The 22043-nt window shown below is 70.1% G+C and carries 18 protein-coding genes and 1 riboswitch; of the genes, 7 read left to right on the top strand and 11 right to left on the bottom strand.

Annotated elements, in window-relative coordinates; translation table 11 throughout:
• Positions 1-55: 55 nt before the first annotated feature.
• The 3 genes from JMO03_RS13740 to JMO03_RS13730 all read right to left on the bottom strand — a co-directional run bounded on the left by JMO03_RS13740 (position 56) and on the right by JMO03_RS13730 (position 3714).
• Complete coding sequence (locus tag JMO03_RS13740) at positions 56-865, bottom strand: UDP-2,3-diacylglucosamine diphosphatase (RefSeq protein WP_202844209.1); 810 nt, start codon at positions 863-865, stop codon at positions 56-58.
• Positions 862-2571, bottom strand: a complete 1710-nt coding sequence (gene olsF / locus JMO03_RS13735; protein WP_202844208.1) for a bifunctional ornithine lipid synthase OlsF — start codon at positions 2569-2571, stop codon at positions 862-864. Before olsF ends, JMO03_RS13740 begins: the two co-directional genes overlap by 4 nt.
• Positions 2572-2664: 93 nt before the next feature.
• Complete coding sequence (locus tag JMO03_RS13730; RefSeq protein WP_202844207.1) at positions 2665-3714, bottom strand: GSU2403 family nucleotidyltransferase fold protein; 1050 nt, start codon at positions 3712-3714, stop codon at positions 2665-2667.
• 259 nt (positions 3715-3973) lie between these two features.
• Here JMO03_RS13730 and metK point away from each other — a divergent pair, with 259 nt between their 5' ends.
• Positions 3974-5182, top strand: a complete 1209-nt coding sequence (gene metK / locus JMO03_RS13725; protein WP_202844206.1) for a methionine adenosyltransferase — start codon at positions 3974-3976, stop codon at positions 5180-5182.
• 216 nt (positions 5183-5398) lie between these two features.
• Here the strand turns inward: metK and JMO03_RS13720 are convergent, their stop codons facing one another.
• The 7 genes from JMO03_RS13720 to JMO03_RS13690 all read right to left on the bottom strand — a co-directional run bounded on the left by JMO03_RS13720 (position 5399) and on the right by JMO03_RS13690 (position 14989).
• Positions 5399-6190: an SDR family NAD(P)-dependent oxidoreductase gene (locus JMO03_RS13720; protein ID WP_238346169.1), complete on the bottom strand. Its 792-nt coding sequence runs from the start codon at positions 6188-6190 to the stop codon at positions 5399-5401.
• A gap of 213 nt (positions 6191-6403) precedes the next feature.
• Positions 6404-7300: an SDR family NAD(P)-dependent oxidoreductase gene (locus tag JMO03_RS13715; protein ID WP_202844204.1), complete on the bottom strand. Its 897-nt coding sequence runs from the start codon at positions 7298-7300 to the stop codon at positions 6404-6406.
• A gap of 51 nt (positions 7301-7351) precedes the next feature.
• Positions 7352-8086, bottom strand: a complete 735-nt coding sequence (locus JMO03_RS13710) for a TetR/AcrR family transcriptional regulator (RefSeq protein WP_337926415.1) — start codon at positions 8084-8086, stop codon at positions 7352-7354.
• Positions 8087-8128: 42 nt separating this feature from the next.
• Positions 8129-9736 carry an AMP-binding protein gene (locus tag JMO03_RS13705; RefSeq protein WP_202844203.1) on the bottom strand — a complete coding sequence of 536 codons (1608 nt, stop codon included), beginning with the start codon at positions 9734-9736 and terminating at the stop codon, positions 8129-8131.
• Positions 9727-11367, bottom strand: coding sequence for a carboxylesterase/lipase family protein (locus tag JMO03_RS13700; RefSeq protein ID WP_202844202.1), 1641 nt, complete (start codon positions 11365-11367; stop codon positions 9727-9729). Before JMO03_RS13700 ends, JMO03_RS13705 begins: the two co-directional genes overlap by 10 nt.
• Positions 11364-12695 (bottom strand): spinster family MFS transporter, encoded by a 1332-nt coding sequence (locus tag JMO03_RS13695; RefSeq protein ID WP_202844201.1) that lies wholly within the window; start codon positions 12693-12695, stop codon positions 11364-11366. The genes JMO03_RS13700 and JMO03_RS13695 overlap by 4 nt, the downstream gene beginning before the upstream one ends.
• Positions 12695-14989, bottom strand: a complete 2295-nt coding sequence (locus tag JMO03_RS13690) for a TonB-dependent receptor (RefSeq protein ID WP_238346168.1) — start codon at positions 14987-14989, stop codon at positions 12695-12697. Before JMO03_RS13690 ends, JMO03_RS13695 begins: the two co-directional genes overlap by 1 nt.
• Before the next feature lie 503 nt (positions 14990-15492).
• On the opposite strand from JMO03_RS13690, the gene JMO03_RS13685 reads away from it, so the two are divergent.
• The 6 genes from JMO03_RS13685 to JMO03_RS13660 all read left to right on the top strand — a co-directional run bounded on the left by JMO03_RS13685 (position 15493) and on the right by JMO03_RS13660 (position 21321).
• Positions 15493-16905 carry a circularly permuted type 2 ATP-grasp protein gene (locus JMO03_RS13685; protein WP_202844200.1) on the top strand — a complete coding sequence of 471 codons (1413 nt, stop codon included), beginning with the start codon at positions 15493-15495 and terminating at the stop codon, positions 16903-16905.
• Positions 16905-17891, top strand: coding sequence for an alpha-E domain-containing protein (locus JMO03_RS13680; protein ID WP_202844197.1), 987 nt, complete (start codon positions 16905-16907; stop codon positions 17889-17891). Before JMO03_RS13685 ends, JMO03_RS13680 begins: the two co-directional genes overlap by 1 nt.
• A 178-nt stretch (positions 17892-18069) precedes the next feature.
• A riboswitch (S-adenosyl-L-homocysteine riboswitch) is annotated at positions 18070-18148 on the top strand.
• A 27-nt stretch (positions 18149-18175) separates the two neighbouring features.
• Positions 18176-19636, top strand: a complete 1461-nt coding sequence (ahcY, locus tag JMO03_RS13675; protein ID WP_202844195.1) for an adenosylhomocysteinase — start codon at positions 18176-18178, stop codon at positions 19634-19636.
• A 130-nt stretch (positions 19637-19766) separates the two neighbouring features.
• The gene (locus JMO03_RS13670) at positions 19767-20381 is read left to right on the top strand and encodes a TetR/AcrR family transcriptional regulator (protein WP_202844194.1); all 615 of its coding nucleotides are present in this window, start codon (positions 19767-19769) and stop codon (positions 20379-20381) included.
• A 25-nt stretch (positions 20382-20406) separates the two neighbouring features.
• Entirely contained in the window at positions 20407-20694 is a 288-nt protein-coding gene (locus JMO03_RS13665; RefSeq protein WP_202844192.1) for a YciI family protein, read from the top strand.
• An 18-nt stretch (positions 20695-20712) separates the two neighbouring features.
• Positions 20713-21321 (top strand): DNA-3-methyladenine glycosylase I, encoded by a 609-nt coding sequence (locus tag JMO03_RS13660; protein WP_202844190.1) that lies wholly within the window; start codon positions 20713-20715, stop codon positions 21319-21321.
• A 79-nt stretch (positions 21322-21400) separates the two neighbouring features.
• Here the strand turns inward: JMO03_RS13660 and JMO03_RS13655 are convergent, their stop codons facing one another.
• The gene (locus JMO03_RS13655) at positions 21401-22039 is read right to left on the bottom strand and encodes an NrsF family protein (protein ID WP_202844188.1); all 639 of its coding nucleotides are present in this window, start codon (positions 22037-22039) and stop codon (positions 21401-21403) included.
• Positions 22040-22043: the final 4 nt, after the last annotated feature.

Genomic DNA, 22043 nt, shown 5'->3' with positions numbered 1-22043 from the left:
GCCGCTTTCGCGCCGCAACGCCGCCGTGGGCGTGACAGGGCGGCGGGCCCGGGTTTCAGGCCGCGCGCGCGAGCGGTCCGGGCTGCACCAGCCGCAGCCGAGGCGCGATCTCCGCGAGCGTCTCGCCCCGGTGCGACAGCAGCCGCAGGGTGCCGTCGTGGTCTTCGGCCAACGCGGTGAGGCTTTCCACCCAGTCGCCGTCGTTGGCGTAGACCAGTCCATCGCGCCGCAGCAGCGCGGCGCGGTGGATATGCCCGCAGACGATTCCGTCGAGCCCACGCTGGCGCACGTCGTCCAGCCCGGCCTGCACGAAGCGCGCGATGTAGCGCTCGGCGGCAGCGCTACGGCGCTTGAGGAACTCCGAGAGCGACCAGTAGCGCAGGCCGAACCGGCGGCGCGAGGCGTTGAGCAGGCGGTTGCCTGTCAGGATGCGGTAGTAGAGCCAGTCTCCGAAACGCTCCTGCAGCCCACCGAAGTGGGTGATGCTGTCGTAGTCGTCGCCATGCACCACCAGCAGCCGGCGGCCGTCGGCGGTGACGTGGATCGCGCGCCGGCGTACCTGCATCGTCGGCAGCACCAGGCCGCACAGGCGGCGCACCGCACGGTCGTGGTTGCCCGGCACGTAGATCAGTTCCGTCCCCTCGCGGGACAGCGCATGCAGCGCCTCGACCACGCGGTTGTGCGCCGGCCCCCAGGCCGCGCGACGCTTCGACATCCACCACAGGTCGACGATGTCGCCGACCAGGTACAGGCGCTCGCACTGCACGCGTTCGAGGAAATCCGACAGCTCCGCCGCGTGGCAGTGGCGCGAGCCCAGGTGCACGTCGGAGAGGAAGAGGCTGCGGCATGGCGACAGCGGGCTCATGCCGCCGCTCCGGCAACCGCCCGCGGGCCCAGGTACCTGGCCCGCTTGAGCTTACGGACGCGGTGCAGGTCGACCTCGACCAGTCCGTCGATCGAATCGCTGAACGCCGGATCCACGCCGAACGCGAGCAGGCGCGCGCCGCCCGGCTCGCACAGCGCGGTGTACTGGCGATAAAGCACCGGGACCGCGACGCCGTACGCGGCCAGCTCGTCCTTCAACCGCTCGAACGCCGCGTCCGCATCCTCGCCGGCGCAGTCGGGAAGCGCCGTGTCGGGATACGGCCTGCGCGCGACCGCCAGCGGCACGTCCCCCGCGCCGTGGTGGCGCCGGTAGTGGACGACGATCTTCGCGCTCGCCGCGGCCGGCAGCGCTGCGCTCATCGACACCGCGCCGTACAGGTAGCGCACCTGCGGATGGCGCCGCAGGTAGGCGCCGATGCCCTGCCACAGATAGTCGAGACTGCGTCCGCCGCGGTAATCCGGATCGACGAAGCTGCGACCCAGCTCCATGCCCGCGTCCAGGCGCGGCAACGCCGCCTCGGTGTAGCGGAACAGGGATGCGGTGTAGAGCCCGCCGAGGCCGCGGCTGCGCAGGATCGCCGCGCATCGCGCGATCCGGTAGGCGCCGGCGATGCGTCCTGCAGCCTCATCCCACACCAGCAGGTGGTCGTAGTCGAGGTCGAAGCCGTCGATGTCGCGCGCGCGGCCGGTCCCCTCGCCCACCGAACGGAACGCGCGTTCGCGCAGGCGCCCGATCTCCAGCAGCAATGGCGCACCCTCGCCGCAACGGGCCAGGCGGAGCTGCTTGCCATCGGCGGTGGCGCCCAGCAGTTCGGTGGCCGCGATCGCCACGCGCAGGCGCCGCGCGGGCAGCGGCGCGGCGAGCGTCTCCCGGCGGATTGCCGGAGCGGCCGCCGCACCGAGGCGGTATAGCGCGCGGCGTACTTCGCGCAGCTGCCCACGCGCGTCGGCATCGGGTGCCAGGCAGACCGGCTCGCCCACGTGCAGCCGCAACGGATGGCGACGGCGCGCGAACATCTCGCGCGCAAGCAGTACCGTGCCCGCGGGGCGGAACAATGCCGAAGCGCCATAGAACAACGCCGAGTTGCGCGCGACGATCCGCACCGGCAGCACCGGCGAGGCCGTACGCCGGGCGAAATGCAGGCAGCCACGACGCCAGTGGCCGTCGCGCACGCCGCGCAGCGACAGCCGCGACACCTCGCCGGCGGGAAACACGATCACGCAGCGCTCGGCCCGCAGCGCATCCTCGATCGCATGCAGGCTGTCGGTCCGCGCACGCCCGCCGAACACCCGCACCGGCAGCAACAGGCCCGCCAGCGGCTCGATCGCGGCCAGCAGGTCGTTGGCCACGATGCGCACGTCCTGGCGCACACGACCCACCGCATCCAGCAGCGCCAGCGCATCGAGCGCGCCGGAGGGATGGTTGGCGACGATCACCACCCGCCCCTGCGCCGGGATCCGTGCCAGGTCCGCCGCATCGATCCGGCAGTCGGCCTCCAGGAAGCGCAGCGCGGCCGACACGAATTCGAGCCCGCGCAGGTGCCCGTGCCCGTCGAGGAACGCGTCGATCGCGTCCAGCCGCGTCCAGCGCGACGCACCACGCAGCAGGGGCCGCGCGATGCCGGCACGCCGGCCCCGGAACCAGTGCGGGAACCGCGACTGCAGTCTTTCCTCGATCGGAGGCATGGCGCTCAGGGGTCGGCCCGGTTGGCCGGCAGCCTGCGCGCGGGGCACGACAGCCGCGTTGCGGTTTTCCTGCGGCGGCGTGACAACGTTGGCTCAGTCCACGAGTTGCCCGAACCGCGTCAGCAGCGGCCGCTGCGCCGCCGGAGCCTGCGCCAGCGAAGCGCGGGCACGTTTCTCCCAGCCCGTACCGCGCGCGCGCAGGTCCTGCCAGGCATCGGCCAGCAACGTAGGCGCGCGTTCCAGATGCCATTCGATCAGCGCCAGCGCCTGCAGGATGTCCTTGCGGTACTTGGCGTGGCGCGACCCGCGCTCGGCCGCGACCAGCAGCTTGTGCAGGCCGTAGCGCGCCGGATCCGGCAGGTTGACCATGCACGCATCGGCACGATCCAGCAGCACGCCCTGCCCCGGCCGCTCCAGCAGGTATTCCATGAATTTGAGCGGCACCAGGGCGACGCCGAGATCCGGCATCTGCACCTCGTCGTTGTTGCGGCGGCGCACGGTCAGGAAATCGATGCGCAGGTCCGGTTCCTTCTCGCTCATGTAGTTGCTGGCGAATCCCTTGGTCCCACCCAGCGCCGGCAGGAATCCCATTTCCAGCGATTCCAGCGCGTCGTGCAGGCTGATCTTCAGATCTGCCGGCAGCGCCATGGCGACGTTGCCGCCCGGCCCCGAGTGCGCGAAATCGAGGTCCAGCGTGCGCGTGCCGCTGCCCCAGGCCACGCCCAGCTGGTTGCCCAGCGCCAGGAACGCGTGCGTGCCCACCAGCAGTCCGCCCGCACGGAAGAACTGGTAGTCGGCAAAGCGCTTGACGATGCGGAACTGTTTCGCGGGCGTGACCTGGTTGCCCTGCGCCACGGCCGCGGCGGCCTGGCGAGACACGGCCTCCAGCGCCGGCGCACCCTGCGCGCGTGCGCGTTCGATGGCGGCCACGGCCGGCCCTTCCGGCCCGAGGTAGTACTCGCGCTTGCGGCCGTCGATCTCCTTGAACTGCCAGTAGCCGTAGCGCCGGCCCTTGATCGTCTTCCAGCCGACCTTGCCGGTCAGGAAGGCCGGCGAGCGCGAAGCTTCCGCCACCTGCACCTGTTCGTACAGTTCGGCGTAGGCGGCCTGGGCGGCGGCGGGCAATTCGCGGTACAGGGGCATGGCAGGCTCCCGGGCAATGCCGAGGTTATACCACCCAATAAACATCCAGTGGTATAACTTTCGTGGACATTGTTCAGGCGCCGATCGCCGCCCGCAGTTGCGTGACCGGCGACCGACCCAGAAGGGTCAGGCGCGGACGGCGCGGTGCGGCACTGAGCTGTTAACCCCTTGCAACACCCGGGCCGGCATGATGCGCCCCGGCCCCGGCCCGTGTATCATCCGCACCCATCTTTTCATCCGAATTGAAGGATATAAGTCGATGTCCAGCTACCTGTTCACTTCCGAATCGGTCTCGGAAGGCCATCCGGACAAGATCGCCGACCAGCTTTCCGACGCGGTGCTGGACGCGATCCTGGCCCAGGACAAGCGCGCGCGCGTGGCCTGCGAGACGATGGTCAAGACCGGTGCGGCGATCGTCGCCGGCGAGGTCACCACCACGGCCTGGGTGGACATCGAGGCGCTGGCGCGCAAGGTGATCAACGACATCGGCTACGACAACTCCAGCGTGGGTTTCGACGGCCACACCTGCGCGATCATCAACATGCTCGGCAAGCAGTCGCCCGACATCAACCAGGGCGTCGACCGCAAGAAGCCCGAGGAACAGGGCGCCGGCGACCAGGGCCTGATGTTCGGCTACGCCTGCAACGAGGCGCCCGAATACATGCCGGCGCCGCTGTACTACAGCCACCGCCTGGTCGAGCAGCAGGCGAAGGTACGCAAGAACGGCAAGCTCAAGTGGCTGCGTCCCGATGCGAAGAGCCAGGTCACCCTGCGCTACGACGGCAACGCGATCCTCGGCCTGGACGCGGTGGTGCTGTCCACCCAGCACGACCCCGACATCAAGCAGAAGGACCTGGTGGAGGCCGTACGCGAGCACATCCTCAAGCCGGTGCTGCCGAAGAAGTGGCTCGAGTCGCTGGCGAAGAACAAGGTGCACATCAACCCGACCGGCAAGTTCGTGATCGGCGGGCCGGTGGGCGACTGCGGCCTGACCGGGCGCAAGATCATCGTCGACACCTACGGCGGCATGGCCCGCCACGGCGGCGGCGCGTTCTCGGGCAAGGATCCGTCGAAGGTCGACCGCAGCGCCGCCTACGCCGCGCGCTACGTGGCCAAGAACATCGTCGCCGCGGGCCTGGCCGACAGGTGCGAGGTGCAGGTGAGCTACGCGATCGGCGTGGCCGAGCCGACCTCGATCTCGGTCACCACCTTCGGCACCGGCAAGGTCGGCGACGACGTGATCGAGAAGCTGATCCGCAAGCACTTCGACCTGCGCCCATACGGCATCACCCGGATGCTGGACCTGGAGCACCCGATCTACCAGGCCACCGCCGCCTACGGCCACTTCGGCCGCAAGCCCAGGGAGGTCGAGTACGTCGACGGCGCCGGCAAGAAGCACAAGGCCACCGCCTTCTCCTGGGAGAAGACCGACAAGGCCGATGAGCTGAAGAAGGCCGCGAAGCGCTGAGCACGCGCCAGCGGTGAAGCCGAAGGGCTGCGCAAGCGGCCCTTCGGCGTTTTCGCCGCGATCGGCTCCGGGCCAGTCGAAGCGGGAACGCGCCTTGCCCGCGAGCGGTGGGCGCCGCAACCACAACCGGACGCGCCGCCGGGGCCGGCTTCCGGGCGCCGCATCATCGTCACCGGCGACCCGGCGCGGGACGGGCCCGCGGCCCGGCGCGCACGGTCAGTACATGCGCGTGGCGCTGCCGCCGTCCACTCGGAGCACCGCGCCGTTGACGTAGCTGGCGTCGGAAGAGCACAGCCAGACGATGGCGCGCGCCGCTTCCTGCGCTTCCCCCAGCCGCTCCATGGCGCAATGGCGCGCCACCATCCGGCCGTAGTGCTCGGCGCCGCCGGGGCGTTCCGGGTCGACCATCTCCGATCGCGTGAAGCCGGGCGCCACGGCGTTGATGCGCAGTCGCATTCGCCCGTAATCGGTCGCCGCGGAACGGGTCAGGCCGATCACGCCGTGTTTGCTGGCCGCATACGGCGCGTGGCCGACATCGCTGGGTTCGAGGCCGTAGATCGAGGCGACGTTGACGATCGCGCCGCCACCGGCCGCCAGCATCGCCGGGATCTCGTGCTTCATGCACCGCCACACGCCCTTGAGGTTCACGTCCATCACCGCGTCCCACTGGTCCTCGGTCACCTCCGCCACCGGCGTGCGCATGGGGCCGGCGATCCCGGCGTTGTTGACGGCGCAGTCCAGCCGGCCGAAACGTTCCAGGGTGGCCGCGACCATGGCCTCGACGTCGGTCGCGCGCGCGACGTCGGCGGGCACGGCAAGCGCTTCGCCGCCTGCGGCCATGATCCGCAGTGCCAGCGCCTCGCACCGGTCGGCGCGACGCGCGGCCAGCACGACGGCAGCGCCAAGTCGCGCGAACTCCAGCGCGGCGGCCTCGCCGAGGCCCGAACTCGCGCCCGTCACCAGCACGACCTTGCCCGCGAAAGAACCGGTACCGGATGTGACCATCATCGTGTGCTCCGCCTCCCCACCACTGTCATCTCGACCGGAGGGAGAGATCCGTTTTGCCCGGGTCGGGATTTCTCCCTGCGGTCGAAATGACAACGGCGGGTCGAAACGAGAGGGCATGGTTGAAATGGGAGGGGGCCGATCGCAATGACAGCAGACGCGTGCGGTCCGCGTCGCGCGCGACAGGGCGACTGTGCGCTTGGGCAGGTGGATCGGTCAGGCGGTTTCGGCCCGCGGTGCCAGCGCATGCGCCTGTGCGCTGGCCACCTCGCGTTCGGCCTGGGTGAAGCCGTAGTCGGGCATCACCTGCCCGTCCGGATCGGAGACCGCGTCCCAGGCCCGGATCAGGCGCTCGCCCACGTCCTCGCCACCGCCCAGGTAGCGGCCGGCGGTCAGGGTCACCCAGGCGCGCGCGAAATGGCCGCCGCCGGCGCAGACGATGGCCCGGTTCGGCGCGTCGTCGGCCACCAGCGGCAGCAGCGCCGGACTGACCAGGGCCGGATCCAGCACGCGCAGGCTCTCCTCGGGCAGCACCCCGGCGGTCATGCCGGTGGCGGCGGTCGGCGCAAGGCAGTTCACCCGGATATCGTATTTGCCGCCCTCGATCGCCAGCGTCTGCATCAGCCCGACCAGCGCCATCTTGGCCGCGCCGTAGTTGGCCTGGCCGAAGTTGCCGTATAGCCCCGACGACGAGGTGGTCAGCACGATGCGGCCGCGCCCCTGCGCGCGCATCTGCGCCCAGACCGCCTTGCAGCAGGTCGCCGCGCCCATCACGTGCACGTCGAGCACCTCGCGGAACTCGTCCAGGCGCATGTTCGCGAAGCTGCGGTCGCGCAGGATGCCGGCGTTGTTCACCAGGATGTCGATCCGGCCCCAGGCCTCGAGCGTGCGCGCCACCATTGCCGCCACCGCGGCCTCGTCGGCGACCGATGCGGCCACCGCGATCGCTTCGCCATCGCTCGCGCGGACCTCGTCGGCGACCGCCTCGGCCTGCGCCGCCACCGCGTCGTTGACCACCACCCGCGCGCCCTTGCCCGCCAGGTACAGCGCATGCTGGCGGCCCAGCCCGCCGCCCGCGCCGGTGATGATCGCCGTACGTCCCTCAAGCCGCATGGTCCGACTCCCGTTCCCGAAAAGACCTTGAGGACGGGACCGGGACCGCGGTCAACGCGTCTTGCCCTGCCCCCGTCGCGCGCACAGCGCGCGGAAACCCGCGGCCATGAAACGGGCCATGCGCGCCTTCACCGCGTCGTAGTCGTCCGAACGGCACAACCCGCCGGAAAGCCGGTCGATGCGCCCGGTGCGCGCCAGGGTCAGCATCAGCGCGCCGGTCACGAAGTGGTAGCCCCAGAAGATGTCTTCCTCGGCGCAATCGGGCATGGCCTTCTTCAGCAGGTCGATCAGGCGCAGCACCACGGGGTCGAAATGCCGGTCCATCAACTCCGCGCCGTAGGGCGTGGTCGAGGCCAGCGCGCTGAGCGCGCCGTAGTTCTTCCAGTTCTCGCCGCCCTGGATGTACAGGTCCAGGTCGGTATCGAGGAAGGCATGCAGCGCGCCCTCGAGCGTGGGCTTGCCGCCGCATCCGGCCTCGTAGTCGTCCAGCGCCTGCATCCGCAGCCCGCTGGTCACCGGGGCGCGGCGCGCCATCACCGCGTCGAACAGCGTCTGCTTGTCGTTGAAGTAGTAGTTGAGCAGGGTGTGGTGCACGCCGACGTGGCCGGCCACGTCCTTGAGCGTGACGCCGTACAGGCCATGGCGCGAGAACAGCAGTTCGGCTGCATCGAGGATCTGCTCGGTCATCTCGGCGCGCTGCTCGGCCTTGGTCGGGCGCTTGGCCTTCGCGCCGGCCCGCTTGGTTCCCTGCGCGCGCCCCGAACGGGATGTCGCCCCTGTTGTCACCCTGCCTCCACTGCGCTGCCACCGGCACGCCGCCGCGGGACCTCATGTTCCCGTCTCCGCCGGCGCGCCGCCAAACTCGGCCCTGAGCCGCATTCTGTCAATTTTGCCGGTCGCTGCCAAAGGCATGCGCTCGACGCGGATCACCTCGTCGGGCAGCCACCAGGACGCGATGCGGCCGCGCAGCGCGTCGATCAGCGCCTGGTTTCCCATCTCGCCGCCTTCGCGCATCTCCACCAGCAGCACCGGCCGTTCCCCCCACCTGGGGTCCTCGCGGCCGATCACCGCGACCAGCGACACCTCGGGCAGTCCGCCCACGATCTCCTCGATCTCGGCCGGGTTGATCCATTCGCCGCCGGACTTGATCAGGTCCTTGGCGCGCCCGGTGATGACCAGGCTGCCGTCCGCGTCGATGCGCGCCAGATCGCCGGTGTCGAACCAGCCCTGCGCATCGACCGCCGGCTGCGTTTCGCCGAAGTAGCGCAGGACCGTGCTGGCGCCACGCACGCGCAGGTGGCCTTCCGCGCCACGCTGCGACGGCAGCGCGACGCCCTCGGCGTCGGTCAGCAGCAGGTCCACGCCGATCGACGGACGCCCCGACTGGTATGCGGTCCGGCGCGGATCGTGCGGCGGCGCGACGGTGCCGGTCGGCGACAGCTCGGTCATGCCCCAGCTGGTCTGCACGCTCACGCCCAGGCGCTGTTCGATGCGCTGCATCAGCGCCGGGGCGATCGGCGCGCCGCCGACGATCACCCGTTCCAGCGACGGCGTCTGCCCGCCGGTCGCCTCCAGGTGCTCGGCCAGCGCCAGCCAGACGGTGGCCACGCCGATCGCCACGGTGACCGATTCGGCGTTGATCAGCGCCGCCAGGCTGGCGCCGTCCAGCTGGCGGCCCGGCAGGACCAGGCGCGCGCCCACCGCCGGCGCGGCGAACGGGACGCCCCAGCCGTTGGCATGGAACATCGGCACCGCCAGCAGCACGCGCTCGCGCATCGACAGGGCCATGCCGTCGGCCTGCAAGGTGCGCAGGGTGTGCAGGAAGATGCCGCGGTGGGTATAGGTCACGCCCTTGGGCGCGCCGGTGGTGCCGGAGGTGAAGCACAGGCCGCAGGGCGCGTGTTCGTCGAAGCCGCCCCAGGGCACCTGACCCTGGGCCGCCTCGAGCATCGGCTCGAGCGGATCGATCCGGATCGTGCCGTCGTCCAGGTTCGCCTCGCCGTCGATCGACAGCACCCGCTCCAGCGCATCGGCATTCGCGGCGATGCGCCGCGCCAGCGGCGCCAGGTCGGCGGCGACCACCAGGACGCGTGCGCGCGACTGCGCGAGCATCGCCACCAGGTGCGTCTCGCCCAGGCGCGGATTGAGCGTGTGGCACACCGCGCCCATGCCCATGACCGCGAACCAGGTCTCCAGGTGGGCCTGCGTGTTCCAGGCCAGGGTGGCGACGATGTCGCCTTCGCCGATGCCCAGGCCCGCCAGCGCCGCCGACAGCCTCCGGCAGCGCGCCTGCAGTCCGGCGTAGCCGATCCGGTCGATCCGGCCGCCTTCGCGCGCGGTGACCACTTCGGCATCCGGGTGCCACTTCGCGCCGTGCTCCATGAACCTGTCCAGGGTCAGCGCATACGGCTGCATTTCGCCGTGGATCACGGACATCCAGCCACCCCTTCGGGCAGCGGCGGCGAGATGATCCCGACGTTCCAGTGCCAGGGCTGGCCGCCATGCGCGCGGCGGCGGCAGACCACCGTCTCGACCAGTTCGAACATGCCCGGCATCAGCTGCTCGCCCGGTTGCGGCACGCCGTCGAAGGCCATGTAGGCGCGCGTTTCGCCATAGACCGGCCACGCCGGAGCCGTGGTGGCGACCGGTGTGCCACTGCGCGCGAACGAGGTCCAGTAGGCCTGCATCGCCGCCGCCAGCCGGCGCTCGGCGTCGGTGTCCGGGATCCCGGGCCAGTTCGGCGGCGTGCCGTCCACCGTCCCCAGCGCATAGGGGATCTCGGCGGCATGGAAGGCGTGCAGCCCGGCCGCGTCGGCGGCCGGATAGCCGTGGTCGAAGTAGTACAGGTACGAGGGCTGGCCGAGCGCGGTCTGGCTGCGCACCAGGCGCTCGGCGGTCCAGCCGTACAGGGCGTCGCGCGTGGTCGCGAGCATGGCCTCGTCGAGGTTGGGGGGCGGATAGCGGCGCAGCATGTCGTCGGCCAGTTCGCCGTAGGCGGCGCGAATGGTTGCCTCGTAGGCGGCCGCGTCGGCCGGCGCCGGCGGCAGCAGGAAGCGCAGCGAACGGATCTCGCCCTCGTTGAAACCGGCCAGGATGGGCACCGGGGCCTGCTGCCCGCGGTCGAACACCTCGACCAGCTGCGCCGGCAGCACCTGGCCGTCGACCACGCCCAGCGGGAAGAAACCGGCCAGCGCCGCCTGCACGGTGAGGGCCTGGGCGTCCATCGCGCGCAGGCGCGCCAGGCCACGAACCTCGAGCTTGCGCGCCAGCTCCACGCCGGCGGTCTCGGCCGGCGGCGCGCCGTGCGCGGTCTCGCGCAGGGCCGGGGAGGAGATCATGTACGCGCTCTGGGCGATCGCGCGATGGAACAGCCCGCGCGCCGATGGCGCCGCCAGCAGGTACATCACGCTCAGCGCGCCCGCGGACTCGCCGACGATGGTGACGTTGTCCGGATCGCCGCCGAACGCGGCGATGTTGCGCTGGATCCAGCGCAGCGCCTCGATCTGGTCGAGCAGGCCGTAGTTGCCGGAGATTGCGTCCTCGGATTCCGCGCTCAGCCGCGGATGCGCCAGCCAGCCGAGCACGCCGAGCCGGTAGTTGACGGTGACCATCACCACGCCCTGCCTGGCGAGCGCCTCGCCGCGGTACATCGCCTCGCTGCCGCTGCCGGCCACCAGCGAGCCGCCATGGATCCAGACGAACACCGGCGCGCGGTCCGCACCCGCCGGCGCCCACACGTTGAGCGACAGGCAGTCCTCGCTCGTCGCCAACGCCTGGGCCGGCGCGTAGATGCTGCCCGGGCGCGCCGGCGGCTGGTGGCAGGCCGGACCGAAGCGGGTCGCGTCGCGCACGTCCTCCCAACGCCCGGCGGGCACCGGGGGACGCCAGCGCAACTGTCCAACCGGAGGCCGTGCATAGGGAATGCCGCGGAACGCGTTGACGCCCTCCAGCGCCTCGCCGCGCAGCGTGCCGGCCGGCGCTTCCACCACCGGCGCATCGCCGGCGAAGGCCTGCGCGGCGTACAGCGCCGCGACCGCGACGAGCAGGCGGAAGAAGGAACAGGTCATGGGCTTGCCTCCTGCGCGAGCTGGCGGCGGATGCTGCGCGCGAGCAGCAGAAACATGCCCACCGCCAGCAGGTAGAACGGGACCAGGGTGTAGAACGCCATCTGCAGCGAGTTGTCCGGATGGGTGGCGCGGAAGAAGTCGCTGGCCAGGCCGAGGTAGGTCGGGCCGAAACCGAGCCCGATCAGGTTCATCACCAGCAGCAGCAGCGCGCCCGAGAGCACGCGCTGGTCCGGGCGTACTTCCTCCTGCACCAGGGTCACCGCCGGCGAGAGGTAGAAGTAGTTCAGGCCCGTGGGCAGGAACAGGAACGCCAGGGCCAGTTGCCAGCTGCCGGCCCAGACGAAGCCGACGAACAGCGGCAACGCCAGCACCAGGCCCACCGCCGGCAGGTAGGCATAGGCGGTCTTGGAACGGCGCGCCAGACGGTCGATCAGACGCCCGGACAGGAACATGCCGCCGGCGGTGCCGATGCCCAGCACCAGCGCGTACCAGACCGCCACCTCCTCCAGGGACATGCCCTTCTCGCGCATGAGCAGCAACACGCTGAAGTTGAGCAAGGCGTAGGTGACGAACTGGGTGGCGCCGCAGGCCAAGGCCATGTTGCGCAGCACAGGGTTGGCGAAGAAACCGCGGAAGGTCTCCCCGAAGCCGGGCGCTACGTCCGCGGTGCCGGCTGCGGACGCAGGCCGCGCCCGCGCGGTATCCAGCCCGCCCTTGCGCGGCTCGCGCACGAAGCACCACACGCCCACCGCGGTCACCACGCCGACCGCGCCGACCCAGAGGAAGGCCATGCGCCACGAGTACGCGGCCGCCACCGAGGCGCCGAAGGCCACGCCCAGCGCCGCGCCGATCGGCGGGCCGAGGTTGAACAGCCCCAGCGCGGTGCCGCGCGTGCCGGGCGGGAAATAGTCGGCGATGATCGCGTACGAAGGCGGCACCCCGCCCGCCTCGCCGACGCCTACGGCCATGCGCGCCAGCGCCAGCTGCGGATAGTTCGAGGCCACGCCGCAGGCCGCGGTGGCTGCGCTCCACAGCCCGCACGCGAACGCGAGCACCTTCACCCGGTTGGTGCGGTCGGCCAGCCAGCCCACCGGGATCGCGAGGATGCAGTAGAACATCGCGAAGTACAGCCCGCCGAGCAGCCCGAGCTGGCCGTCGCTCACGCCCAGTTCGTCCTGGATCGGCTTGGCCAGGATCGACAGCAGCTGCCGGTCGAGGAAGTTGAGGACGTAGACGAAGCACAGGACCGCGAGCACGACCCAGGCGCGGGTGCCCGGGCGCGCGACCTGCGCGCCCGGGATCGCCGCGCTGGCGGGCGAGCCGGCCATCAGAACCGGTAGCCCACGCGCACGCCGATGGTGCGCGGGGGCACCCTGGCGTAGCGTCCGTCGAGGAAGGCCTCGGGATGGACGTAGGTGATCGAACGGTCGTCGAACAGGTTCTCGACGTAGGCTCCCAGCGTGAGGCGGTCGAAGGCGAAGGCGAGGTTCGCATTCGCGATCGTGTAGGACTCGGTGTAGTCGAACATGGGGCTGACCACGCCCGGCCGTCCGGGGACGTTCGGGAACATGCCCGGGAAGCTGCCGACGTGGACCAGGGAGAGCGAGGCGTTGCCCGCCGCGTCGCCGAAGGCATCGAAGCCGTAGTCGATCACCATCGAGCCCTGGAAGCGCGGCGCCGAGAGGCGCGCGCCCAGCACCGCGCCGGAAATCGCGGCTTCCTCGGGCGTCAGGCTGTCCACCTCGGTCCGGTTGAACGATCCGTTGAGCGCGAACGTCCAGTTGGCGCCGGGCCTCGCCACCAGCTCGAATTCCAGCCCCTGGCTGATGGCGCCACCGATGTTGGTCGCGAACTGCACCGAGTCCGAGACCCGGTTGGCCTGCACCTGGATGTCGTTCCAGTCGATGTGGTACAGCGCCAGGTTGGCGGCCAGGCGACCCTCCAGCCACCGGCCCTTCAGCCCCAGCTCGTAGTTGATCAATTCGTCGGAGTCGGCACCGAAGGGAATGATGATGTCCTCCGCATTGACCAGGCTCGGTGCGCCGGCCCGCGCGTTGACGACCGGCGCGCGGAAGCCGGTGGCCACGGCAGCGTACGTCGTGATCGCCGGCGTGGGACGCCAGGACAGGCTCAGGCGGTACGACGGGCCGGTTTCCTTCGCCTCCAGGCCGACGATCTCCCCCACCGGGATGATGGTCAGCGGACCGGTGGTGCCGGTCAGCGCGGCGGTGAGGTAGTTGCTGTTGTAGCCGCCGGCCTGCTGGGTGGCCTGCGCCTGGGTGCTGCCGTAGCGCAGGCCGCCGGTCGCCCACAGGTCGTCGTTGAAGCGGAAGGTGAGTTCCCCGAACAGGGCGCGCTCGCGCTGGTCGATGGTGTTGCGGAAGCGCAGGTAGTAGGGACTGACGGGCAGATTGTCCATTCCCATGGCGTCGAGAAACGCCTGCGAGGAACGGTAGAAGTAATCCGCGTTGCGCTGCTGCTCGAAGTAGAAGCCGCCGACCACCCAGTCCACGCGCCCGCCGGTGTCCGACACCAGGCGCACCTCCTGCACGAAGCGGTCGTCCCGGTACGGCACTTCCAGGCCGAAGGGGATGAGGTGGCCGAAGGTCGCTGCGAGATCCACGTCGAAGTGGGCCTCGTAGTCGGACCAGGTCGAGGAACTGGTCAGCCTGGCGCCGTCGAACTGGTAGCCGATGGTCGCGTTGTAGTTGGTCATCCTGCCCGCGAACCGGTCGGGCAGGTCGGAATAGCGCACGTCCTCGCCCAGATCCGGGTTGGTCAGGCTCGAATCCTCCGGGCTGCTGTCCTCCTGCGACGCGCGCAGTTGGACCGACAGGCGATCGCTGGGCTCCCACAGCAAGGTCGCGCGCCCGCCCCAGGTCTCCATGACGTTGGCGTCGTCGACCCCGGTGCCGATGTTGTCGACGTAGCCCTCCTCGTGCCGCTTGAAGGCGACCACGCGCAGCGCCAGCGTGTCCTCCGCCAGCGGGACGTTGACCATGGCGTTGTAGCGCTGCCGCAGCGAACCCGAGCCCCGTACGCCGAGGTCGCCGAGGAACGAGGCTTCGAACATGTTCGGGTCCGGGGCGCGGGTCAGGATGCGCAGCGCGCCGGCGAGCGATCCGGAACCGAACAGCGTGCCCTGCGGGCCACGCAGGAACTCCACCCGCTCCACGTCGTACAGGCTCGGATCGAGGATGGTGGAGTTGCCGTTCGAGGAGATCGGCAGCTCGTCGATGTAGATCGCCACCGTGCTCTGCAGGTTGGCGTTGTAGCCGTTGGTGGCGATGCCGCGCGCGGTGAAGTTGTTGAAGTTGGCGGTGGGCCGGTTCAGCACGACCCCGGGCGTCTCGTAGGCCAGGCCCTCGTAGCCGACGATGCCCTTGGCGTCGAGTTCTTCCTGCGACAGGACGGTCACGCTGAGCGGCACGTCCTTCAAGGGCTGGCTGCGACGGGTCGCGGTGACGATGACCCGGTCCAGCTCCTGGGCGTCGATGGACGCTCGCGCTTCGGCCTCGCGTTGCCCGGATGCCAGCGCCTCGGCCGTAGCCTGGGCCAGCGCGGAAACAGGTGCGGCAAACAGCGCGGCCATCGAGGCGCACGCGAACAGACGACTTCCCATTGCAGATCCCTCCCACAGGATGCTGGTTCAGCAAGACGCGACGGGCCGGATACTGAGCGCGGCCGGGGCGGTTGTCAATACTCACTCACACGACTGTGAATATCTTCCGCGGTGCAGCATCCGTGTCGTCCCGGCTGCCCGTGCGCAAGGGAAACGACCGGGCACGCTGCGAACTGCGCAACGCGGCGACACCGACGCAGGCGCCGTTCCGCTCCCGCTTGCGTGCGGGCTGGAAGCTCAGGCGTCCGTTCCTGCTTCCGGAAAAAAACGAGACCTTCGCGCGCGTCGCGCAGCGGCGCATTCCTCCTTTCCCGGCGACGCGGGACATCCGGCGCGGCGGCATGAGCGGCCCGCTTCGGTATCCGGAGAAGCCCCCTTTCGCTTCGCACGGCCCGTGCCCTGCCCCCGGGCTGCGGCATCGATCGCGTGCAGGCGCTGGCGCCGTCCCGGCGGCACGTGCTATGTCTAGTCCGCACCCCACACCGCACGGACCCGGATCGCCGATGTCGCCAGGCTACGACGAGATGCACGATGCGCAGGGCAATGTCCGGGCGCATTACGCCGCATTCGACGACTGGCTGCGCGACACCCCCGACAGCGAGATCGAGCGCAAGCGGCGCGAGGCCGAAGTCTCGTTCCACCGCGTCGGCATCACCTTCTCGGTGTACGGCGAGGAGGCCGGCACCGAACGCCTGATTCCCTTCGACCTCGCCCCGCGCATCCTGCCCGCAGGCGAGTGGCGGATGCTAGAGGCCGGACTGCGCCAGCGCGTGCTCGCGCTCAACCTGTTCCTGGCCGATGTCTACGGCGAACGTCGCATCCTGCGCGAGAAACTGATCCCGGCCGAGCTGGTCCTCGACAACAGCGAGTACCTGTCGCAGATGATCGGCGTGCAGGTGCCGGGCGGGGTCTACTCGCACGTCTCGGGCATCGACCTGGTGCGCGCAGGCGACGGGCTGTACTACGTGCTGGAGGACAACCTGCGGGTGCCCTCGGGCGTGTCGTACATGCTCGAGAACCGGCGGATGATGGCGCGGCTGGTGCCCGAGCTGTTCGCGCGCCAGCAGATCGCGCCGGTGGAACGCTATCCCGACGCGCTGCTCGAGATCCTGCGCGAGGCGGCGCCCGACGGCATCGACGGCCCCACCGTCGCGGTGCTCACCCCGGGCGCGGCGAACTCGGCCTACTTCGAGCACGCCTTCCTCGCCCAGCAGATGGGCGTGGAGCTGGTCGAGGGCCAGGACCTGTTCGTGCGCGACGACATGGTCTACATGCGCACCACGCGCGGACCGCAGCGGGTGCACGTGATCTACCGCCGGATCAACGACGACTACCTCGACCCGACCGTGTTCCGCGCAGACTCGATGCTCGGCGTGCCCGGCATCTTCGGCGCCTACAAGGCCGGGCGGGTGACGCTGGCGAACGCACCCGGCAGCGGCGTCGGCGACGACAAGTCGGTGTATCCGTACGTACCGGAGATGATCCGCTTCTACCTGTCCGAGGAGCCGATCCTGCTCAACGTGCCCACCTGGGTGCTGCGCAAGCCCGAGGATCTGCGCTACACGCTCGAGCGCCTGCCCGAGCTGGTGGTCAAGGAAGTCCATGGCGCCGGCGGCTACGGCATGCTGGTCGGGCCTGCCGCGACGAAGAAGGAGATCGAGGATTTCCGCCAGCGCATCCTCGACGACCCGGAGAACTACATCGCCCAGCCGACCCTGTCGCTGTCCACCTGCCCGACCTTCGTCGAGAGCGGGCTGGCGCCGCGCCACATCGACCTGCGGCCGTACATCCTCAGCGGCAAGCGTATCCACGTGGTCCCCGGCGGCCTGACCCGGGTCGCGCTGCGCGAGGGTTCGCTGGTGGTGAACTCGTCGCAGGGCGGCGGGACCAAGGACACCTGGGTGCTGGAAAGCTGATGCTGTGCCGGACCGCCAGCGACCTTTACTGGGTCTCGCGCCACATGGAGCGTGCGGAGAACACCGCGCGCCTGGTCGACCTCGCGCTGCGCATCGCCATGCTCCCGGAGCGCTACGACCGCGGCAAGTCGCAGGCGGCGCCGTGGCGGCGCGCACTCGACGCGCTCGGCACCGGCGGCCACTACACCGCCACCTACGGCACGATCGAACCCGAGGGCGTCCTGCGCCACCTGCTGCTGTCGCCCGACAATCCCTCGTCCATCCATCACTGCCTGCGCGCCGCCCGCGAGAACGCGCGCGCGCAGCGAGGTGCGATCACGGCCGAGATGTACGAGGACCTCAACGCCTCGTGGCTGGAGATCCGCAGCCGCACCTGGGCGGGCGTGCGCAGCGACGGCATCAGCAACATCGTCGAATGGGTGAAGTCCCGCTCGGCTTCCTTCCGCGGCGTCACCATCGGCACGCTCGGCCGCGGCGAGGCCTACCAGTTCCTGCAACTGGGCGCATTCATCGAACGCTCGGACTGGGCGATCCGGCTGCTCGACGTGGTCGGCAGCGACGGCGAGATCGACGAGTCCGGCGAGGCGCGCGATGCGACCGAGTACTTCCAGTGGAGCGCGCTGCTGCAGTCGCAGTCCGCGTTCGAGACCTATCGCCGGTTGTACCGCGAATCGGTCACCCCGCGCAGCGTGACCGACCTGATGCTGCTGCGCGACGTCAATCCGCGCTCGCTGCAGACCTGCCTCAACACCCTGCACGAGGTGCTGCGCGCGATGACCGGCGGCGAATCGCAGGAGGTCGTGCGCCTGGCCGGCGCGCTGTCGGCGCAGACCCGCTACGCGCGCATCGACGACATCATCGCGCGCGGGCTGGAGCCGCACCTGCAGGCCACGCTGTCGCGCCTGGTGGAACTGGGCGAGGCGATCCACGCCCAGTTCATGGTCTCGCTCGACGCCGGCCACGGCCAATCCCAGACCCAGGGCTGAGCGCGCATGTCGGCCACATCGTCCGCGCCGGAAACTGTCTCCCGGCGATTCTTATTGTCAATCAGTGGCTTGCGATGATCACCGCGGCTGTCGCGCGGAGATCCCGCCCGACCGTGGCCGGCGGTGACGTTCAGCGCGCGAACGCACGCCGCCATGCCGTGGACGCTATAATCGGCAGCCCGTCGAGGGGCGCTGCGACCGTGCGAGGCACGGCCAGGCTCGGCGGTTCCACCACGCGACAACGGCGCCCGTGACCGCAATCCATTGCACTCACGGAGTTCCGCATGAACGCACAGGTGAAACCCGCTTCCACGAAGCCATCCTCCCAGGCAGGCGACTACAAGGTCGCCGACATCTCGCTGGCCGACTGGGGCCGCAAGGAAATCGACATCGCCGAGCACGAGATGCCCGGGCTGATGTCGATCCGCCGCAAGCACGCCGCCACGTCCCCGCTCGAGGGCGTGCGCGTGACCGGCTCGCTGCACATGACGATCCAGACCGCGGTGCTGATCGAGACGCTCAAGGACATCGGCGCCGACGTGCGCTGGGCCTCGTGCAACATCTTCAGCACCCAGGACCACGCCGCCGCGGCGATCGCCGCCACCGGCACCCCGGTGTTCGCCTGGAAGGGCGAGACGCTGGAGGAGTACTGGGACTGCACGCTCGACGCGCTCTCCTTCCCCGACGGCCGTGGCGGCTTCCTCGGCCCGCAGCTGGTGGTCGACGACGGCGGCGACGTGACCCTGCTGATCCACAAGGGTTACGAGCTCGAACAGGGCGACGAGAGCTGGGTGAACTCGGCCTCCGGCAGCCACGAGGAGCAGGTGATCAAGAACCTGCTCAAGCGCGTGGCGAAGGAGCGTCCCGGGTACTGGACCACGGTCGTCGCCGACTGGAAGGGCGTCTCCGAGGAGACCACCACCGGCGTGCACCGCCTCTACCAGCTGGCCGAACAGGGCAAGCTGCTGGTGCCGGCGATCAACGTCAACGACTCGGTCACCAAGTCGAAGTTCGACAACCTCTACGGCTGCCGCGAGTCGCTGGCCGACGGCCTCAAGCGCGCGCTCGACGTGATGCTGGCCGGCAAGGTCGCGGTGGTCTGCGGCTACGGCGACGTCGGCAAGGGTTCGGCCGCTTCGCTGCGCGCCTATGGGGCCCGCGTGATCGTGACCGAGATCGACCCGATCTGCGCGCTGCAGGCGGCGATGGAAGGCTATGAGGTCACCACGATCGAGGACACCCTCGGCCGCGGCGACATCTACGTCACCACCACCGGCAACAAGGACATCATCACCCTCGAGCACATGAAGGCGATGAAGGACCAGGCCATCGTCTGCAACATCGGCCACTTCGACAACGAGATCCAGGTCGATGCGCTGTACGCCTCGGGCGCGGTGAAGACCAACATCAAGCCGCAGGTGGACAAGTTCACGTTCTCCAACGGCAACGCGATCTTCCTGCTGGCCGAAGGCCGCCTGGTGAACCTGGGCTGCGCCACCGGCCACCCGAGCTTCGTGATGTCGAACTCGTTCTCCAACCAGACCCTGGCGCAGATCGACCTGTGGGCGAACAAGGATGGCTACGAGTCGAAGGTCTACATCCTGCCCAAGAAGCTCGACGAGGAAGTCGCGCGCCTGCACCTGGAGAAGATCGGCGTGAAGCTGACGAAGCTCACGAAGGACCAGGCCGACTACCTCGGCGTGCCGGTCGAGGGGCCCTACAAGCCGGAGCATTACCGCTACTGATCGGTTCACCGGCACAGCGACATCGCGACGGGCGCCCCACGGGCGCCCGTTTCGTTTCCGGCGCACGACGGCTTGACGCCATTAGGACGAACGTCCTAATCTGTCACCGACGCGATAGGACGATCCCCCGATGGCTTCGAAGCAGCCCCGATCGACCCGGGACGCAAACACCACCCGTGCCGCCATCGTCGCCGTGGCCGACCGGCTGTTCTACGAGCAGGGCTTCGCCCATACCTCGTTCTCCGACATCGCCGCCGCCGTCGGCATCTCGCGCGGCAACTTCTACTACCACTTCCGCAGCAAGGACGAGATCCTGGACGCCGTGATCGGCCTGCGCGCACGGGCGACGCGCGACATGATCGCGTCCTGGGACGCGATCGCCGCCGATCCCGCGGCCCGCATCCTGTGCTACATCCGCATCGTGGTCGCGAACCGCGGCGCGATCGTGCGCCACGGCTGTCCGGTCGGCACCCTGACCGGCGAACTGGCCAAGCTCGACCATCCCGCCCGTCCGGGCGCCAGCGCGATCTTCAGCGAGTTCCGCCAGTGGCTGGCGGTCCAGTTCGCGCGGCTCGGGCGCGAACGCGACGCCGACGCGCTGGCGATGCACGTACTCGCCTTCAGCCAGGGCGTCGCGGTGATGGACAACGCCTTGCGCGACGAGGCCTTCGTCGAACGCGAGGTCGAACGCATGACCCGTTGGCTGGCGGACGTCGCGTCGTCCATGCGCGCCGTCGAGGCCTGACCGCTTTTCGCCCAGGAGGAACCCCATGTTCGTCGTTCTGCTCAGGTTCTCCAGCCGCCGCGACCAGGCCGCGGCGCACATGGCCGGCCACAACGAATGGCTCCGGTGTGGCGTCGACGATGGCGTGTTCCTGCTCGCCGGCAGCCTGCAGCCGGGCCTGGGCGGCGCAATCCTTGCGCACGGCGTGCCGCACGACGAGTTGCTGCAACGCGTGCAGGCCGACCCCTTCGTCGCCGCGGGCGTGGTCGAGCCGGAGATCCTGGAGATCTCGCCCGGCACGGTCGATCCACGCCTGCGATTCCTGCTCGACTGACGCTGCCTGGCCGACGCCATGAACCCCACGATCCCCGGCCCCGATGGCCGACCGCGCTGCCGCTGGTGCGCGGCGGCGCCCGAATTCTTCGACTACCACGACCGCGAGTGGGGCTTCCCGGTCGCCGACGACCGGCGCCTGTTCGAGAAGCTGTGCCTGGAAAGCTTCCAGTCGGGCCTGAGCTGGCGCACGATCCTGGCCAAGCGCGACAACTTCCGCGCCGCGTTCCGCGGCTTCGATTTCCGCGCGGTCGCGCGCTTCGACCAGGACGACGTCGGGCGCCTGCTGCAGGACGCCAGCATCGTCCGCCATCGCGGCAAGATCGAAGCGGTGGTCAACAACGCGGCGCGCGCATGCGAACTGGTCGAGACGGAAGGCTCTCTCGCCACCTTCTTCTGGCGCTACGAAGCCGGGCCGAAGGCGGGGGTCGATCCGCAGACCGCGTCGACCTCGCCCGAATCGATCGCGCTGTCGAAGGAACTCAAGCGCCGCGGCTGGGCCTTCGTCGGCCCGACCACGGTGTACGCGTTCATGCAGGCGATGGGCCTGGTCAACGACCACGCGCATGCATGCGTGGTCCGTGCGGAGGTCGAGGCGGCGCGCGCGGCATTTCACCGGCCGCGGTAGGCGGATGCGGCCTGCGCGGCGGACTCACTGCGACGAAGGCGCAGACCCCGGCCCAGGACGCCGCAAGCGCGCCCCTCCATCACCAGCGTAGCCACCGCGGCAGCAGGACGCGTCCCGCCAGTGCGCATGCCAGCACCGGCACGAAGTGCCACAACGTCCAATGGTGGAAATCCCCCAGCGGGCAGGACAGACCATAGACCGCGCTGCCCAGCGCGCCGCTGGCGATGCCTGCATACAATCCGGCGCGCGTCGGGGACGCCGGCGCGCCGCGCCGCAACCAGCGCACCAGCACCCCCGCCACCAGCGCGGCGCTGGCGGTGCCCATTGCGGCGCACTGCCAGTGCCCGTCCACGCCGGCCGCCGCGGAAGGATGCGCGCCCGGGATCGCCAGCAACGCGAGCGCGGACAAGGGTGCGAGCGACGCCAGGCAGACCACCCAGAACGCTCCCGGCCGGCCGGCACGTTCGGGCCAGGCCATGCGGATCGTGGCGAACGCCGCCGCGAGCCCGAGCCCGGCCAGCAGCAGTTCGCCGAGCACGAACCACCTGCCGGCCGAACGCAGGATCGTGACCGGCTGCAGGCCGAACAGCAGGTGCACGATGATGCCGGTTGCGAGCACCGCCAGCGCCAGCGACATCCAGCCCGTGCGCGACTGTTGCGGCCGCACCGGTTGCAATCCGGCGGCGAGCCGTGCGATCAGCGGATTCTCTCGGTCCATGGCG

Origin of the sequence: Luteimonas saliphila (assembly GCF_016774335.1) — a bacterium.
Lineage (GTDB): Bacteria > Pseudomonadota > Gammaproteobacteria > Xanthomonadales > Xanthomonadaceae > Luteimonas > Luteimonas saliphila.
The sequence above is the reverse complement of the archived record's forward strand: the minus strand, read 5'-3'. Positions and strand labels throughout refer to the sequence as shown.

Excerpts from the sequence above, each read along its gene's own strand:
- JMO03_RS13740 (WP_202844209.1), bottom strand. The coding sequence starts at position 865 with ATGAGCCCGCTGTCGCCATGCCGCAGCCTCTTCCTCTCCGACGTGCAC.
- olsF (WP_202844208.1), bottom strand. The coding sequence starts at position 2,571 with ATGCCTCCGATCGAGGAAAGACTGCAGTCGCGGTTCCCGCACTGGTTC.
- JMO03_RS13730 (WP_202844207.1), bottom strand. The coding sequence starts at position 3,714 with ATGCCCCTGTACCGCGAATTGCCCGCCGCCGCCCAGGCCGCCTACGCC.
- metK (WP_202844206.1), top strand. The coding sequence starts at position 3,974 with ATGTCCAGCTACCTGTTCACTTCCGAATCGGTCTCGGAAGGCCATCCG.
- JMO03_RS13720 (WP_238346169.1), bottom strand. The coding sequence starts at position 6,190 with ATGATGGTCACATCCGGTACCGGTTCTTTCGCGGGCAAGGTCGTGCTG.
- JMO03_RS13715 (WP_202844204.1), bottom strand. The coding sequence starts at position 7,300 with ATGCGGCTTGAGGGACGTACGGCGATCATCACCGGCGCGGGCGGCGGG.
- JMO03_RS13705 (WP_202844203.1), bottom strand. The coding sequence starts at position 9,736 with ATGTCCGTGATCCACGGCGAAATGCAGCCGTATGCGCTGACCCTGGAC.
- JMO03_RS13700 (WP_202844202.1), bottom strand. The coding sequence starts at position 11,367 with ATGACCTGTTCCTTCTTCCGCCTGCTCGTCGCGGTCGCGGCGCTGTAC.
- JMO03_RS13695 (WP_202844201.1), bottom strand. The coding sequence starts at position 12,695 with ATGGCCGGCTCGCCCGCCAGCGCGGCGATCCCGGGCGCGCAGGTCGCG.
- JMO03_RS13690 (WP_238346168.1), bottom strand. The coding sequence starts at position 14,989 with ATGGGAAGTCGTCTGTTCGCGTGCGCCTCGATGGCCGCGCTGTTTGCC.
- JMO03_RS13685 (WP_202844200.1), top strand. The coding sequence starts at position 15,493 with ATGTCGCCAGGCTACGACGAGATGCACGATGCGCAGGGCAATGTCCGG.
- JMO03_RS13680 (WP_202844197.1), top strand. The coding sequence starts at position 16,905 with ATGCTGTGCCGGACCGCCAGCGACCTTTACTGGGTCTCGCGCCACATG.
- ahcY (WP_202844195.1), top strand. The coding sequence starts at position 18,176 with ATGAACGCACAGGTGAAACCCGCTTCCACGAAGCCATCCTCCCAGGCA.
- JMO03_RS13670 (WP_202844194.1), top strand. The coding sequence starts at position 19,767 with ATGGCTTCGAAGCAGCCCCGATCGACCCGGGACGCAAACACCACCCGT.
- JMO03_RS13665 (WP_202844192.1), top strand. The coding sequence starts at position 20,407 with ATGTTCGTCGTTCTGCTCAGGTTCTCCAGCCGCCGCGACCAGGCCGCG.
- JMO03_RS13660 (WP_202844190.1), top strand. The coding sequence starts at position 20,713 with ATGAACCCCACGATCCCCGGCCCCGATGGCCGACCGCGCTGCCGCTGG.
- JMO03_RS13655 (WP_202844188.1), bottom strand. The coding sequence starts at position 22,039 with ATGGACCGAGAGAATCCGCTGATCGCACGGCTCGCCGCCGGATTGCAA.